Origin of the sequence: Cumulibacter manganitolerans, assembly GCF_009602465.1 — a bacterium.
Classification (GTDB): domain Bacteria; phylum Actinomycetota; class Actinomycetes; order Mycobacteriales; family Antricoccaceae; genus Cumulibacter; species Cumulibacter manganitolerans.
This window is the reverse complement of sequence record NZ_WBKP01000031.1, coordinates 29,490-43,903: the sequence shown is the minus strand read 5'-3', so window position 1 is coordinate 43,903 and position 14,414 is coordinate 29,490. Positions and strand designations below refer to the sequence as shown.

The window sequence follows — 14,414 nt, the reverse complement described above, 5'->3', positions numbered from 1 at the left end:
ATGTTCGGCAACAACATCGGCGCCGGACAGAGCGGCATCATCGCCTGCGTGTACGTCGGCGTCGAGGCCAAGAACCCTCGCGGAGACATCGTCGTGGAAGGAAAGGGCGGCCAGATCATCATCAACGGCTGGCTGATCGACGACTCGGACCTCTCGAAGTCCCTCGGCTACTGGGTCTTCGACAACGGCCAGCCGATTGCGTACCACGTCACCAACGCGCCGAGCCCCTACCTGCACCCGTACGGTGTCGGCGGCAACCACGCCTTCGGCTTCAGCTACACCCCGGCGACGTCCGGCAAGCACGACATCTGCGTCCTCGGCCAGAACACCGGCTTCGGCGTGAACACCTGGATCGACTGCGACACGGTCTCGGTCGACGTCGCGCAGAACGACCCCGTCGGCGAGCTGGTCGTAGACGTCGCCGACTACGACGCCAACGGCTGGAACGACCTGTTCGTGGATGCGTACGCGTACGACCCGAACGACCCCAGCCAGTCGCTGCGGATCGTGCTGTTCTTCGACGGGCAGCCCATCGAGAGCGGCATCGCCGATTACGACAGCCGCTACTGGAACCCGTCAGGCATCAACGGCGACCACGGCTACTACACGTGGCTCGGCGAGGAGGGCTACGAGTTCAGCTCGGGGAGCCACCAGGTGTGCCTGTTCGCGTACAACATCGGGGCCGGCCGCGACAAGCTGATCCAGTGCGAGAACATCACCCTCTAGCGACGACCGGCCCGGCGAGGTAGTCCCCCGCCGGGCCGACCGGCCGCGAGCGCCCTACGAGTTCTGCGGGGCAGCCAGTGACGGTATCCACCGGATATCGTCACTGGCTGCCCCGCAGAACTCGTTACGCAGGCGAGCAGTACGCCGTACGACCTACATGCCGTCGATGATCGCGTTCAGCGTCGCGGACGGACGCATCGCCGCCGCGGCCTTCTCGGCGTCCGGCCGGTAGTACCCGCCGAGATCGACCGGCTTGCCCTGGGCGCCGATCAGCTCCTCGTTGATCTTGTCCTCGTTCTCGGCTAGCTCCTGGGCGACCTTGGCGAACCGCGACGCCAGCTCGGAGTCCTTGGACTGCGCCGCGAGCGCCTGGGCCCAGTACAGCGCCAGGTAGTAGTGCGAGCCGCGGTTGTCGATCGAGCCGAGCTTGCGGGCCGGCGACTTGTTCTCGTCCAGGAACTTCGCGATCGCCTGGTCGAGGGTGTCGGCGAGGACCTGAGCCTTCTCGTTGCCGCTCTGCGATGCGACATGCTCCAGCGAGGCGCCCAGCGCCGAGAACTCACCCAGGGAGTCCCAGCGCAGGTAGTCCTCCTTGACGAACTGCTGGACGTGCTTGGGCGCCGAGCCTCCGGCACCGGTCTCGAACAGCCCACCGCCGGCAAGCAGCGGTACGACGGACAGCATCTTCGCCGACGTCCCGAGCTCGAGGATCGGGAACAGGTCGGTCAGGTAGTCGCGCAGCACGTTGCCGGTCACCGAGATGGTGTCCTCGCCGCGGCGGATCCGCTCGAGGCAGTACTTCATCGCCTCGACCGGCGCCTTGATCACGATCTCGAGGCCGTCGGTGTCGTGCTCGCCCAGGTACTTGCGGACCTTCGCGATCACGTTGGCGTCGTGCGCCCGGTTCTCATCGAGGTAGAAGCACGCGGGAGTGCCGGTGGCCCGGGCCCGGGTGACGGCGAGCTTCACCCAGTCCTGGACCGGGACGTCCTTGACCCGCGACATGCGCCAGATGTCGCCCGCCTCGACGGCGTGCTCGATCAGCGTGTCGCCGGCCCGGTTGGTGACCGTGACGGTGCCGGGCTGCTCGATGATGAAGGTGGTCGGGTGCGAGCCGTACTCCTCCGCCTTCTGCGCCATGAGGCCGACGTTCGGCACCGAGCCCATCGTCGCGGGGTCGAGGGCACCGTTGGCCTTGCAGTCCTCGAAGACCGCCTCGTACATCGGCCCGTAGCAGCGGTCCGGGATCATCGCGAGGGTCTCCTGCTGCTTGCCCTCGGCGTTCCACATCTGGCCGGAGTCGCGGATCACGACCGGCATCGACGCGTCGATGATGACGTCGCTCGGCACGTGCAGGTTGGTGATGCCCTTGTCCGAGTCGACCATCGCCAGCGCCGGACGCTGGTCGTAGCAGGCCTGGATGTCGGCCTCGATCTCGGCCTTCTTGCCGGCGTCCAGCCGGTCGAGCCGTGCGAGCAGGTCGGCGAGGCCGAGGTTGGGGTTGACGCCGACCTCGTCGAACGTCGCCGCGTGCTTGTCGAACACCGGCTCGAAGAACGTCTTGACGGCATACCCGAACATCACCGGGTCGGACACCTTCATCATGGTGGCCTTCAGGTGCAGGGACAGCAGCAGGTCCTCGGCCTTCGCGGCCTCGATCTGGTCACGGTAGAACTGCTTCAGGTCGGCGGCGCTCATGAACGTGCCGTCGACGATCTCCCCGGCCGAGACCGATACCTTCCCGAGCTCGGTGCCGTCCAGCGCGATGGTCAGCTCGTCGTCGGCGTCCATGACCACGGACTTCTCGTTGCCGTAGAAGTCGCCGCGCGACATGTCGACGACGCGCGCCTTGTTGTCGCTGCTCCAGGCACCGAGCCGGTGCGGGTTCTTCTTGGCGAAGTTCTTCACCGACAGCGGCGCGCGCCGGTCGGAGTTGCCCTCGCGCAGCACCGGGTTCACCGCGGAGCCGAGAACCTTCGCGTACGCCGCGTGGATCTGCTTCTCCTCATCGGTCTTCGGCGTCTCGGGGTAGTCCGGGATGTCGTAGCCCTGGCCCTGCAGCTCCTTGATCGCGGCCTTGAGCTGCGGCACGGACGCCGACACGTTGGGCAGCTTGATGATGTTGGCCTCAGGCGTCTTGGCCAGCTCGCCGAGCTTGGCCAGGTTGTCCTCCACCCGCTGCTGCTCGCTCAGCCGGTCGGGGAACTGCGCGAGGATGCGGCCCGCGAGCGAGATGTCGCTGGTCTCGACCTCGACGCCAGAGCCCTTCGTGAAGGCCTGCACGATCGGCAGCAGCGAGTACGTCGCCAGCGCCGGCGCCTCGTCGATCTGGGTCCATACGATCTGTGACGTGCTCAAGGTGTCTCCTAGCGTGCCGATGATGGAGGGCGCCGCGAGCCGTGGCCCGCAGCCGTTGCAGCCATCATTTCACCTCGCCGCCGGGCCGAGTGCGCGAACCCGACCGCGCCACGAATTCGCAGGTCACCACAGCATTACTTGGTCACGTGACGAACATTACAGCCTGGTATCGGTTGCCGAACCCCGTGGTTCTACCGGCCCGTCAGGCGGGGAAGTGCACGCACAATGGGACACGCACGCCAGGGTGCGTCACGGAACGGAGAAGCAATGCGTCGTCGCTCGGTCATGGTGCGCAGCGCCGTGGTCGCGATGATCGGCAGCCTCTCGGCGGCGCTCGCCTCGTGCTCGCAGCCCGCCGCGCCGGCGGCCGCGCACACGCCGGCCTCCATCGCTCCGCTGCCCGAGCGGGGCGCCGCGGGCCAGACCGCGGACGCCGATCTCAGCGCTCTCGAGCGTTGCATCGCCGCCGGCCAGTGCCAGCGGGTGCACACCGAGACCTTCAGCAACGCGACGATCGAGATCTACCAGCAGAGCTCCGAGCTGCCCGCCGTGCACGTGGTCACGACGTACGCCGACGGCCAGCCGACCGTGTGGAGCCTCAAGGAAGAGCACGCCGCGAGCTTCCTGGGACTGACCTGCGGCCTGGCCAACTGCCTGCTGGACGTCGTCGTCGGGCCCGAGACGCGGGCCAGCATCGACATGCGGATGGTCTCGCACGCGCTCACCGGCAGGATCGAGGGAGCCGCCGTGGGCCCGGCCCTGTCGACGCAGGCCGTCGACCTCGACGCCGACGGCGTCCTCGACCTGGTCAGCGCGAAGCACCTCGTCCAGAGCGACGGCACCGAGCTGTTCTACTACCAGACGTACCTCAACGACGACCGCCAGCTGACGACCACCGGGTGCACGGCGCCGTCCACCGACGCGACGCCGCCGACCGCGCTGCAGACCCGCACCTGCCCCTGATCCGGGCTGGCCACCGGCGCTGACCCGCTCTGTCGCGGAGGTAGGCGATATCCAGCCGTCGCGATCAGCTGTCCCGCGCCACCAGCGCGGTCACGATCAGCGCCGCGGCCATCAGCGTGCAGAACACCACGTCCGACGTCCGGTTGCGCACCGCCAGCCAGCCGGTCAATCGCTCCGGCAGCAGCCCGCGGACGCCCCCGGCGAGCGCCATCGACGCGCCCATCACGAGCAGCCCCTTGCGCCACTGGTGGACGCCGACCAGCGTCAGGCCGATCAGCAGCATCACCAGCACGATGATGTACAGCGACTGGCGCAGCGAGCCGCCGCGCCACTGGGTGATCACCGGCGGGTTGGGCCGCGTGCGGCGCACGGCTATCCGCGGCTCGCGGCCCGCTCGGCCGCCTCCACGACGTTCAGCAGCAGCATCGCCCGGGTCATCGGCCCCACTCCGCCGGGCATCGGCGCCAGGTAGCCGGCCACCTCGCGGACGTCCGGCGTGGTGTCGCCGACCAGGCCGTCGTCGGTCCGGTTGGACGAGACGTCGACGACGGCGGCGCCGGGCTTGATCATGTCGCCGGTGATCAGCCCGGGCGAGCCTGCGGCCGCGACCACGATGTCGGCGCGGCGGGTGTGCTCGGCGAGGTCCTTCGTGCCGGTGTGGCAGATGGTCACCGTGCAGTTCTCGGAGCGGCGGGTCAGCAGCAGGCTGAGCGGGCGGCCGGCGGTCACGCCGCGGCCGACGATCACGGCGTCCGCGCCGTTCATCGGGACGTCGTAGCGGCGCAGCAGGTCGGCGATACCGCGGGGCGTGCACGGCAGCGGGCCGTCGATGCCGAGCACCAGCTTGCCCAGGCTCACCGGGTGCAGGCCGTCGGCGTCCTTGCGGGGATCGATCGCCTCGAGGGCCGCGTCGGCGTCCAGCCCGGCCGGCAGCGGCAGCTGGACGATGTAGCCGGTGCACCCGGGGTCGGCGTTCAGCTCGGCGACGGCCTCGAGCACGTCGTCCTGGCTCGCGTCGGCGGGCAGGTCACGGCGGATGCTGGCGATGCCGACCTCCGCGCAGTCCCGGTGCTTGCCGCGCACGTACGCCTGGCTACCCGGGTCGTCGCCGACGAGGATGGTGCCCAGCCCGGGTACGACGCCCTGCTGGGCCAATGCCTCGACGCGGGTCTTGAGCTCTGCCTTGATGGCTGCTGCGGCAGCCTTGCCGTCGAGGATCGTCGCAGTCATGGGCACATTGTGTCACGGTCGCATTAAGCGCCCGCACGACGGCGTGGGGTGTGCCATCGTTGGTCCATGCGGTGCGGCAAGTTCGCCCGCCGCCGACCCCCTGGAGGGATCATGAGCGTACCGACGAACGACCCGTACGGCCGAGACGCCCGGCGCGAGCCCGCCTACGACGGCCGCGAACCCGCCTACGACGCCCGCGATCCGCGGCGCGATCCCGCCTACGACGCCCGCGACGCGCGGCGCGACCCCGCCTACGACGGCCGTGACGGCTACGACGCCCCACCGGCCCGCGAGACCTACGTCGAGCGCGACCGGCTGGTGGCACCTCCGCAGGAACGGCTCGCCACCAAGCCGCGGGCGAATCCCGCGGCGGGCATCCTGCTGATCGTCGGCGGGTTGATGGGCGTCCTCTGGGGCCTCATCCCAGGCTCGGGCTCGAAGATCCCGCTCGCGCAGACAGTCGACCTGTTCAAGGCGGCCGACGTCAACTCGATCATCAAGGGCGCGGCGATCATCGTCGTGTTCCTGTGCGGTCTCGGCGTCCTCGCCGCCGGCGCGCAGATGTTCGCCCCCAAGTGGCACGCCGGCGCGGCCCGGACCGGGATGACCCTGGGCATCCTGATGCTCATCGCGTCCCTCGCGCTGATCATCGTGGGGGGTACGTCGATCTTCAACGGCGCGCAGATCTGGTTGTGGCTGCTGCTGCTGGCCTGCATCCCGACCATCATCGGCGCGCTGGTCGGCTTCGCCCGCAAGTAGCCGGCGCCGGCGGTGGGTTGTCCCGCGCTCCGAGCTCCGGCGGTGGGTTCCCGGTCCTCCGCTGGCGGTGGGTTTCACTCCGATCCCTCCGCTGGCGGTGGGTTCTACCCCGCTCCGGCGCCCATAGCGGGGTGGAACCCACCGCTTCCCGGCCTCGGCGGCGGACGGCGGACGGCGGACGGCGGACGGCGGACGGCGGAACTGTACGGCCCACCGGTCGGGCACGTGGCCGGTGACCTGGCGCCCTCGAGACCCTGGAGAGGATCATGAGCTACCCCGACGGCGGATACGACGCTCCGCGCAATGGTCCGGGCCGCGCACCGCAGCAGTACGGCGGCGCCCGGGCTGAGCAGGCCGGCTACCGGCGCGAGCCGGGCGGGTACCGCGGGGAGCAGGCCGGCTACCGGCCGGTGTACCCCGGCTACGACACGGTCGATGCCGACGAGCCGCTCGCCCGCTCGAACCCCATCGCCGGCGTCCTGCTGCTGATCGGCTCGCTCGCCGGGCTCGCGGCCTGCCTGGTGCCCAACGGCCAGGGCAAGCTACCCGTCATGTCGGCGATCGACGTTCTCAAGGAGGCCGGCAACAGCATCCCGCTGTCGACCGGCCTGTTCATCGGCCTCGCGCCCCTCGTGCTCGCCTTGGGATCGCTGCTGACGCTCATCGCCGGGCTGACGATGTTCGCGGCGCGGCCGCACGGCGGCGCGGCGGCGACGGCGCTGATCGGTGCGCTGCTGATGCTCGGCTGCCCGGTACTGCTCATGATCGCCACGAACGGCAAGCTGGTCGACTCGATCAGCGGCATGGGGTGGGTGACCGTCGGCGCCTGGCTGCCCGCGCTCGTCGGCGCGCTGCTCGGCTTCCGCAGGTAACCGCCTGCGACGTGCGCCCGCACGCCACGCGGTTCTGCGGGGCAGCCCGGAACGCTATCGGGCCGATAGCGTCACTGGCTGCCCCGCAGAACAGGCCTAGTGGAAGAAGTGCCGGGTACCGGTGAAGTACATCGTGACGCCGGCCTTGGTCGCGGCCTCGACGACCTCCGCGTCGCGCACCGACCCGCCGGGCTGGACGACGGCCCGCACGCCCGCCTCGGCGAGCACCTCGAAGCCGTCCGCGAACGGGAAGAACGCATCGGACGCCGCGACCGTGCCGCGCACCCGCTCGCCGGCGCGGGCGACGGCGAGCTTGGCGGAGTCGACGCGGTTGACCTGCCCCATGCCGACGCCGATCGTCGCACCGTCCTCGGCCAGCAGGATGGCGTTGGACTTCACCGCGCGCACGGCCCGCCACGCGAACTGCAGGTCCGCCAGGGTCTGCTCGTCGGCCGCCTCGCCGGCAGCGAGCGTCCAGGTGGACGCCGCGTCGCCCGGCGCGTCGATCGCGTCGAGCTGCTGCACGAGCGCGCCGCCGGAGATCGGCCGCAGCTCCGTGGTCGCGCCTTCGATCGGGTCGAGCTGCAGCAGGCGGATGTTCTTCTTGCCGCGCAGCACGTCCAGCGCGCCGTCCTCGAAGCCGGGCGCGATGAGCACCTCGGTGAACACCTCGGCCACCTGGGTCGCCATCTCGACGCTGACCGGGCGGTTCGCCGCAATCACCCCGCCGAACGCCGACAGCGGGTCGCAGGCGTGCGCCTTGCGGTGTGCCGCCGCGATGTCGTCGCCGACCGCGATGCCGCACGGGTTGGCGTGCTTGATGATCGCGACGGCCGGCTCGCTGAAGTCGTACGCCGCGCGCCGGGCCGCGTCGGCGTCCACGTAGTTGTTGTACGACATCGCCTTGCCGTGCAGCACCTCGGCGTGCGCGATGCCGGGCGCATCGCTGGTGTACACCGCGGCCTGCTGGTGCGGGTTCTCGCCGTACCGCAGGACGTCGGCGCGCCGCCAGGTGGCGGCCATGAAGTCCGGGAAGCGGGAGTCGTCGGCGGGCGCGTAGACGCTGGCGAACCAGCTGGAGACCGCCGCGTCGTACGCCGCGGTGTGCGCGAACGCCTGCGCGGCGAGCCGCTTGCGCTGCTCGAGGGTGAACCCGCCGGCCTGCACCGCGGCGAGCAGCTCGCCGTACTGCTCGGGCGAGGTGACGACCGCGACGCTGGGGTGGTTCTTGGCGGCGGCCCGCACCATCGACGGTCCGCCGATGTCGATCTGCTCGACGCACTCGTCGGGGCTCGCGCCGCCGGCGACCGTCTGGGAGAACGGGTAGAGGTTGCAGATCACCAGGTCGAACGGCTCGACGCCGAGGTCGGCCAGCTGCTGGACGTGCGCGTCGAGGCGGCGGTCGGCGAGGATCCCGGCGTGCACCTTCGGGTGCAGCGTCTTCACCCGGCCGTCCAGGCACTCGGGGAACCCGGTGAGGTCGGCGACCTCGGTGACGTCGGCGCCGGCGTCCCGCAGCCGGCCCGCGGTCGAGCCGGTCGACACGATCGCGACCCCGGCGGCCGTGAGGCCGGCGGCGAGCTCGTCCAGGCCCGTCTTGTCGTAGACGCTCACCAGTGCGCGCTTGATCTCGATCTTGTCCATGGTTGGCCTCTCCAGTGCTCGTGCGGGTGCGTCGCGGTCGGGTGTGCGGTGGGCGGGGCGCTCAGGTGCGCTCGGCGACGAAGCCGGCGATCGTGTCGACCAGCAGCTGGCGCTCGAGCACCTTGATGCGTTCGTGCAGGGATTCCTCGGTGTCGTCCGGGCGCACCTCGCAGGCGCGCTGGGCGATGATCGGGCCGGTGTCGATGCCCTCGTCGACGGTGAACAGCGTGCATCCGGTGACGCGGACGCCGTACGCCAGCGCGTCGCGGACGCCGTGCGCGCCGGGGAAGGCCGGCAGCAGGGCCGGGTGGGTGTTGATCATCCGTCCGCCGAAGCGGGACAGGAACGGCGTCCCGACGATCTTCATGAAGCCGGCGCTGATCACCCAGTCGGGGCGGTGCTCGGCCACGGCCTCGGCGAGGGCGGTGTTCCACTCCTCGCGCGTCGGGTAGTCGCCCACGCGGCGCACGAACGTCGGGATCCCGGCGTCCTGCGCGCGCTGCAGGCCCTGGATGCCGGACCGGTCCGCGCCGACCGCGACCACGCGGGCGCCGTACGCCGGGTCGGCGCACGCGTCGAGCAGGGACTGCAGGAGGGTGCCGCTGCCGGAGACGAGCGCGACGAGGCGCAACGGCTCGGGACTAGTGGAGGGCACGGCTCTCCATCCTAATGGGCGCCGCTCAGCGGGTGCGACGCACCGGGCTCGCACCCGTACCCGACGGCCGGCGGACGCGGGACGACCGGCCACCGCGCGCAGGGGTGGCGCCGGATCCGGACGGCGTGGCGCGCCCGCTGCGCGACGCGGGCTTCGCGGCGCGGTTCTTCTTCGCCGCGCGCTGCTGCTCGACGACGGCGGCGGCCTTCGCCTCCTGCGCCCGCTTGACGACGCTGAGGGACGCCGACGGGGTCTTCTTCGCGCTGCGGCCGTCCTCCTCGCCGCGCCTGGTGCGGGCGGCGGCGACCCGGCCGGTGCGGGCCAGCCGCCGCATCGCCAGCTTCGTGGAGATGACCGGGCGCCCGGTGAGGTCGGTCTCGAGCTCGGCGACCTCGTCGCCGTCGTGGTCCTTCAGCTCGGCGGTCGTCTCGATGACCGACAGCGCCCGCTTGCGGCGGGCCACGGCGGCCGGCGTGAGGGCCCGGGCGGTTGCGACGAACGCGGCGACCGTGCCGACCACCAGCACCGCGGCGAACAGCCAGATCGCCGTCCGCAGCGGCGCGGCCCCGACGCTCGCCAGCCGCCCGTCGCCGAGGCTCCCCCACCCGACCAGCGCGACGCCCAGGACACCGAGGGCGACCAGGGCGCTGCCGAGCACGCTGCCGGTGAGCAGGTTGACCGGGGTCCGGTGCTCGCGCTCCAGGTGCCGCGTCATGGTCAGCGCGCCGACGACCGCCGCCACGGCCGGGACCAGCACCACGAGCCAGGTCAGCAGGCCGGTCTCGTGCGGCAGCGCCGCGAACAGCGGGAAGGTCGGCAGCGCGTCACGCCGTACGCCGGTGAGCGTGAACTGCGAGCCGTCGCCGAGGCCGAAACCGGCGCCGCTGCCGAACGCGACCGCGAGCAGCATCGCGTTGGGCAGGTAGCCGATGCTGATCGCGATGACGGTCAGCCCGCCGAGGCCGGACGGCGAGAGCGCTGCGGTCAGCGCGCTGGTCTCGCTGAAGCCGATCACGAGGGAGCTGAACACGGCGAGCGCGCTCATCGCCCCGAGCGCCCACCACGCCGCGAGGGCGCCGCGCGTGTAGGCGTACGACGGGCCGGGCAGCGCGGCGACGACGCGGGCGCCGTACCCGCTCTCGCGCAGCATGCCGGCCAGCGGCGCGAGGGTGGACAGCAGCCCGGCCGCGAGCGCCACCCGGCCCAGGTCGAGCAGGCGCGGCCCCGGGTAGGCCACCGACGTGAGCATCACGCTGGCCGCGGTGTAGGTGATGCCCATCGCTGCGGTGCACTCGGCGATCCGCAGCGGCGACCGCAGCGCGCAGGCGCGCACCGCGCTGCGCCCCGAGCGGTAGAAGAACATCGCCAGCAGGCCGGTGACCAGCAGCGGCGGCACCGACAGCACACCCCACGAGACGGGCAGCGGCACGCCGTGCGCGAGGTAGAACGCCTGGACGCCGACGTGCGCGGCGCTGGCGGCGGAGGCGCCGGCCGGGTGCTCCAGCGACCACGACACCAGGCTGAACGCGATGAGCACGATCAGCCCGGCCAGCAGGACGCCGACCGCCGAGATGGCTCCCCAGACGACGGGGTTGGACTCGGCGCGGGAGTGCTCCGCACGCACCTCCGGCGACGCTGAAGGGGAAGATCCGGCGCTCACCCCAGAAGCCTCACAGAGGGCCGCCGATCGACCAAGCGTCCACGCCGTACGGCCGGGAGGTGGCTGGTTCGTCACCCCGCGCCGACACGGCAGAGCGGTGTGCGGCCCGCGCGGACGGTCTGGGACCATCTAGGGATGCGCCAGATAGTCCAGAGCCAGAAGCTTCGCCACGTCCGGTACGACGTCCGAGGGCCGATCCTCGTCGAGGCGCAGCGGCTCGAGGCCGAGGGGCACAAGATCCTCAAGCTGAACATCGGCAACACCGCGCCGTTCGGGTTCGAGGCACCCGACGCGATCGTCGCGGATATGGTCCACAACCTGCCCGACTCGCAGGGCTACTCGGACTCGCGCGGCATCTACTCGGCGCGCACGGCCGTCGCGCAGTACTACCAGTCCCGCGGCCTGGTGGAGACGGTGGTCGACGACGTCTACATCGGCAACGGCGTCTCCGAGCTCATCACCATGGTGCTGCAGGCGTTCACCGACGACGGCAACGAGATCCTGATCCCGGCGCCGGACTACCCGCTGTGGACCGGCGCGGTGTCGCTGTCCGGCGGTACGCCGGTGCACTACCGCTGCGACGAGTCGAACGGCTGGAACCCCGACCTCGACGACATCGAATCGAAGATCACCGAGAACACGCACGCGCTCGTCGTGATCAACCCCAACAACCCGACCGGCGCGGTCTACTCCGAGGACACGGTCAAGGGCCTGGTCGACATCGCGCGGCGGCACAACCTGGTGCTGATGGCCGACGAGATCTACGAGAAGATCCTCTACTCCGACGGTGCGGTCACCCCGGTGCATCACCACGTCGCGACGTACGCCGCGGACGACGTCCTCTGCCTGACCTTCAGCGGTCTCTCGAAGGCCTACCGGGTGTGCGGGTACCGGGCCGGCTGGGTGATGGTCTCCGGCCCGAAGCACCTGGCCGGCGACTTCCTGGAGGGCCTGACCCTGCTGGCCAACATGCGGATGTGCGCCAACGTGCCCGCGCAGCATGCCATCCAGACCGCGCTGGGCGGACGCCAGTCGATCGACGAGCTGATCGTGCCCGGCGGCCGGTTCTTCGAGCAGATCAAGCTCGCCAACCGGCTGCTGAACGAGATCCCCGGCGTGAGCTGCGTGGAGCCGCACGGCGCGCTGTACTGCTTCCCCCGGCTGGACCCGGAGGTCTACCCGATCCAGGACGACCAGCAGTTCGTCGTCGACCTGCTGCGGGCCAAGAAGATCCTGGTCACGCACGGCACCGGCTTCAACTGGTTCGAGCCCGACCACTTCCGGCTGGTCACCCTCCCGGACACCGACGTGCTGACCGAGGCGATCGGCCGGATCGCCGAGTACCTGGAGACCATCCGCCGCTAGCCGCTCGGCGCACGGCGTCTCGACGTCGGGCTCGTTCCTCGCCCTCGCTCGACGACCGTGGTGACGGCGCCGATCACCCCACGGTCGTCGCGCGAGCGGAGCCGCCAGGCGAAGCGACATCGAGACGCCGGGCCGCACCTGCTGAGGGACGACATCGGCGCCGGCTTCACCAGTGCGGTGCGGCCGGCGCCGATGCGCTACGACGGGGTGCGAAGGCTAGCCCTGCGGGTTGCCCCACTGGCCGGGCTGGCCCTGCGGCGGGTTCTGGCCCCACTGCTGCTGCGGCTGGGCAGGCTGCCCGCCGGTCTGCGGCGGAACCGGCTGACCGCCGGTGTGCGGGGGAAGCGGCTGGCCACCGCTCTGCGGCGCGCCCCACTGGCCCTGCGGCTGCGCCGGGTGGCCACCGGTCTGCGGCGCGCCCCACTGGCCGGCGGCGGGCTGGCCCCACTGGGCGGCACCGGCGGTGCCGGCGGCCTTCGGCGCCTTGAGCGCGGTCATGATCTCCAGGACGGCGCCCGCGAGCGCGACCAGCGACAGGATGAGCATGATCCAGCCGCCCGCGCTGTAGTACTTCAGGCTGCTGATGTCGGTCAGGAACTCGATGATGCCGAACAGGCCGGCCAGACCGAGCAGACCGCCGGTCACGAACGCCATCGGGAAGGGCAGGCGCAGCGTCGGCACGAACAGCTCGATCGCCGCCGCGACCGCGGCGAGCAGCGCGCAGATGAAGAACATGACCAGCAGGCCACCGTTCCACCCCGACACGCTGTAGTCCGGCGAGGTGTACGACGTCCCGTAGCCGGTGTCGATGGTCTCGCCGCCGACGGACACGAACGGGATCGACAGCGCGATGATCGTCAGCACCCACAGGCCGAGCGCGATCCACTGGCCGGGGCGCACCGCGCTCGGGTTGAAGCCGGAGCCGGTCTTCACCTTGTTGAATCCGGTCGATGCCGCCTGGCCCCACGTCTGCTGGCCACCGTGCTGCGGCTGGCCGGCCTGGGGCTGGCCCCACTGCTGGGGCTGGCCGCCCTGCGGCTGACCCCACTCCTGCGGCTGGCCGGGCTGGCCGGGCTGACCGCCGTTCGGAAATGACATTGCGAACCCTTCTTAAGTTCAGTCGCGTAGGACGACGCCGCGGCACGGCGGTCGTGTCTTGCTGCGCTCACCTTATGCCAAACACCCACGTAACACGTGCACCCACAGTGGCGCGGGCGCAACGGGTTGGCAACGAAAAAGCACCGGGACGTCGACTACGACGTCACCGGTGCCTTCTCGGTGCCCTGGGGGCTACAGGTTCTTCATGATCTCCTTCATGAGATCAGCGGCCTCGGACGGCGTCTTGCCGACCTTGACCCCGGCGGCCTCGAGGGCCTCCTTCTTGGCCTGCGCCGTACCGGCCGAGCCGGACACGATCGCGCCCGCGTGGCCCATCGTCTTGCCCTCGGGGGCCATGAAGCCCGCGACGTACCCGACGACCGGCTTGGTGACGTTGGCCTTGATGTACTCGGCGGCGCGCTCCTCGGCGTCGCCGCCGATCTCGCCGATCATCACGATGGCCGCGGTCTCCGGGTCGGCCTCGAAGGCCTCCAGGCAGTCGATGTGCGTGGTGCCGATGACCGGGTCGCCGCCGATGCCGACGGCGGTGGAGATGCCGTACTCGCGCAGCTCGTACATCATCTGGTAGGTCAGCGTGCCCGACTTGGAGACCAGGCCGACCTTCCCCGAGCCGGAGATGTTCGGGATGATCCCGGCGCTGGAGGCGCCCGGCGTCTGGATGCCGGGGCAGTTCGGACCGATGATGCGGGTCTTCTTGCCCACCGAGTAGGCGTACGCGCCGGTCGCGTCGTGCACCGGGATGCCCTCGGTGATGACGACGGCGAGCGGGATCTCGGCGTCCACGGCCTCGATGATCGCCGACTTGGCGAACGCCGGGGGCACGAAGATCACGGTGACGTCGGCGCCGGTGGCCTCCATCGCCTCCTTGACGGTCGCGAACACCGGGACCTCGGTGCCCTCGACGTCGACCTTCTGGCCACCCTTCTTCGGGTTGACGCCGCCGACGATCTGCGAGCCGTTGCGCAGCATGTTGCGGGTGTGCTTCATGCCCTCGGAACCGGTCATGCCCTGGACGATGATCTTGCTGTCCTTGGTCAGGAAGATTGCCATGTCTAGATTCCCG

The 14,414-nt window shown here is 70.8% G+C and carries 13 protein-coding genes; 5 read left to right on the top strand and 8 right to left on the bottom strand.

Going from position 1 to position 14,414, the window contains the following annotated elements; all coding sequences use genetic code 11:
• A partial coding sequence (locus F8A92_RS18610; protein ID WP_194291465.1) for a hypothetical protein occupies positions 1-726 on the top strand: 726 nt, incomplete at its 5' end.
• A gap of 153 nt (positions 727-879) precedes the next feature.
• Here the strand turns inward: F8A92_RS18610 and F8A92_RS11975 are convergent.
• Positions 880-3,084, bottom strand: a complete 2,205-nt coding sequence (locus F8A92_RS11975) for an NADP-dependent isocitrate dehydrogenase (RefSeq protein WP_153505396.1) — start codon at positions 3,082-3,084, stop codon at positions 880-882.
• A gap of 267 nt (positions 3,085-3,351) precedes the next feature.
• Between F8A92_RS11975 and F8A92_RS11970 the strand changes: the two genes are divergently transcribed.
• Positions 3,352-4,047 carry a hypothetical protein gene (locus F8A92_RS11970; RefSeq protein ID WP_153505395.1) on the top strand — a complete coding sequence of 232 codons (696 nt, stop codon included), beginning with the start codon at positions 3,352-3,354 and terminating at the stop codon, positions 4,045-4,047.
• Positions 4,048-4,111: 64 nt separating this feature from the next.
• On the opposite strand, the gene F8A92_RS11965 is transcribed toward F8A92_RS11970, so the two are convergent.
• Both F8A92_RS11965 and F8A92_RS11960 read right to left on the bottom strand, forming a co-directional pair.
• Positions 4,112-4,417, bottom strand: a complete 306-nt coding sequence (locus tag F8A92_RS11965) for a DUF3017 domain-containing protein (RefSeq protein WP_153505394.1) — start codon at positions 4,415-4,417, stop codon at positions 4,112-4,114.
• 2 nt (positions 4,418-4,419) lie between these two features.
• Positions 4,420-5,277, bottom strand: coding sequence for a bifunctional methylenetetrahydrofolate dehydrogenase/methenyltetrahydrofolate cyclohydrolase (locus tag F8A92_RS11960; RefSeq protein ID WP_153505393.1), 858 nt, complete (start codon positions 5,275-5,277; stop codon positions 4,420-4,422).
• Between the two features lie 111 nt (positions 5,278-5,388).
• On the opposite strand from F8A92_RS11960, the gene F8A92_RS11955 reads away from it, so the two are divergent.
• Positions 5,389-6,036 carry a hypothetical protein gene (locus F8A92_RS11955; protein WP_153505392.1) on the top strand — a complete coding sequence of 216 codons (648 nt, stop codon included), beginning with the start codon at positions 5,389-5,391 and terminating at the stop codon, positions 6,034-6,036.
• Between the two features lie 266 nt (positions 6,037-6,302).
• On the top strand, positions 6,303-6,908 hold the full coding sequence (locus F8A92_RS11950) for a hypothetical protein (protein WP_153505391.1): 606 nt from the start codon (positions 6,303-6,305) through the stop codon (positions 6,906-6,908).
• A gap of 96 nt (positions 6,909-7,004) precedes the next feature.
• On the opposite strand, the gene purH is transcribed toward F8A92_RS11950, so the two are convergent.
• The 3 genes from purH to F8A92_RS11935 all read right to left on the bottom strand — a co-directional run bounded on the left by purH (position 7,005) and on the right by F8A92_RS11935 (position 10,867).
• Positions 7,005-8,552, bottom strand: a complete 1,548-nt coding sequence (gene purH / locus F8A92_RS11945; protein ID WP_153505390.1) for a bifunctional phosphoribosylaminoimidazolecarboxamide formyltransferase/IMP cyclohydrolase — start codon at positions 8,550-8,552, stop codon at positions 7,005-7,007.
• Between the two features lie 61 nt (positions 8,553-8,613).
• On the bottom strand, positions 8,614-9,207 hold the full coding sequence (gene purN / locus F8A92_RS11940) for a phosphoribosylglycinamide formyltransferase (RefSeq protein ID WP_228389400.1): 594 nt from the start codon (positions 9,205-9,207) through the stop codon (positions 8,614-8,616).
• Between the two features lie 25 nt (positions 9,208-9,232).
• Entirely contained in the window at positions 9,233-10,867 is a 1,635-nt protein-coding gene (locus F8A92_RS11935; RefSeq protein WP_153505388.1) for a cell division protein PerM, read from the bottom strand.
• A 135-nt stretch (positions 10,868-11,002) separates the two neighbouring features.
• Here F8A92_RS11935 and F8A92_RS11930 point away from each other — a divergent pair, with 135 nt between their 5' ends.
• Positions 11,003-12,232, top strand: a complete 1,230-nt coding sequence (locus F8A92_RS11930) for a pyridoxal phosphate-dependent aminotransferase (RefSeq protein WP_153505387.1) — start codon at positions 11,003-11,005, stop codon at positions 12,230-12,232.
• A gap of 216 nt (positions 12,233-12,448) precedes the next feature.
• Here F8A92_RS11930 and F8A92_RS11925 read toward each other — a convergent pair whose 3' ends face one another.
• On the bottom strand, positions 12,449-13,330 hold the full coding sequence (locus F8A92_RS11925; RefSeq protein ID WP_153505386.1) for a single stranded DNA-binding domain-containing protein: 882 nt from the start codon (positions 13,328-13,330) through the stop codon (positions 12,449-12,451).
• A gap of 192 nt (positions 13,331-13,522) precedes the next feature.
• Complete coding sequence (sucD, locus tag F8A92_RS11920) at positions 13,523-14,401, bottom strand: succinate--CoA ligase subunit alpha (RefSeq protein WP_153505385.1); 879 nt, start codon at positions 14,399-14,401, stop codon at positions 13,523-13,525.
• Positions 14,402-14,414: the final 13 nt, after the last annotated feature.

Excerpts from the sequence above, each read along its gene's own strand:
- F8A92_RS11955 (WP_153505392.1), top strand. The coding sequence starts at position 5,389 with ATGAGCGTACCGACGAACGACCCGTACGGCCGAGACGCCCGGCGCGAG.
- F8A92_RS11950 (WP_153505391.1), top strand. The coding sequence starts at position 6,303 with ATGAGCTACCCCGACGGCGGATACGACGCTCCGCGCAATGGTCCGGGC.
- sucD (WP_153505385.1), bottom strand. The coding sequence starts at position 14,401 with ATGGCAATCTTCCTGACCAAGGACAGCAAGATCATCGTCCAGGGCATG.
- F8A92_RS11960 (WP_153505393.1), bottom strand. The coding sequence starts at position 5,277 with ATGACTGCGACGATCCTCGACGGCAAGGCTGCCGCAGCAGCCATCAAG.
- F8A92_RS11925 (WP_153505386.1), bottom strand. The coding sequence starts at position 13,330 with ATGTCATTTCCGAACGGCGGTCAGCCCGGCCAGCCCGGCCAGCCGCAG.
- purH (WP_153505390.1), bottom strand. The coding sequence starts at position 8,552 with ATGGACAAGATCGAGATCAAGCGCGCACTGGTGAGCGTCTACGACAAG.
- F8A92_RS11970 (WP_153505395.1), top strand. The coding sequence starts at position 3,352 with ATGCGTCGTCGCTCGGTCATGGTGCGCAGCGCCGTGGTCGCGATGATC.
- F8A92_RS11930 (WP_153505387.1), top strand. The coding sequence starts at position 11,003 with ATGCGCCAGATAGTCCAGAGCCAGAAGCTTCGCCACGTCCGGTACGAC.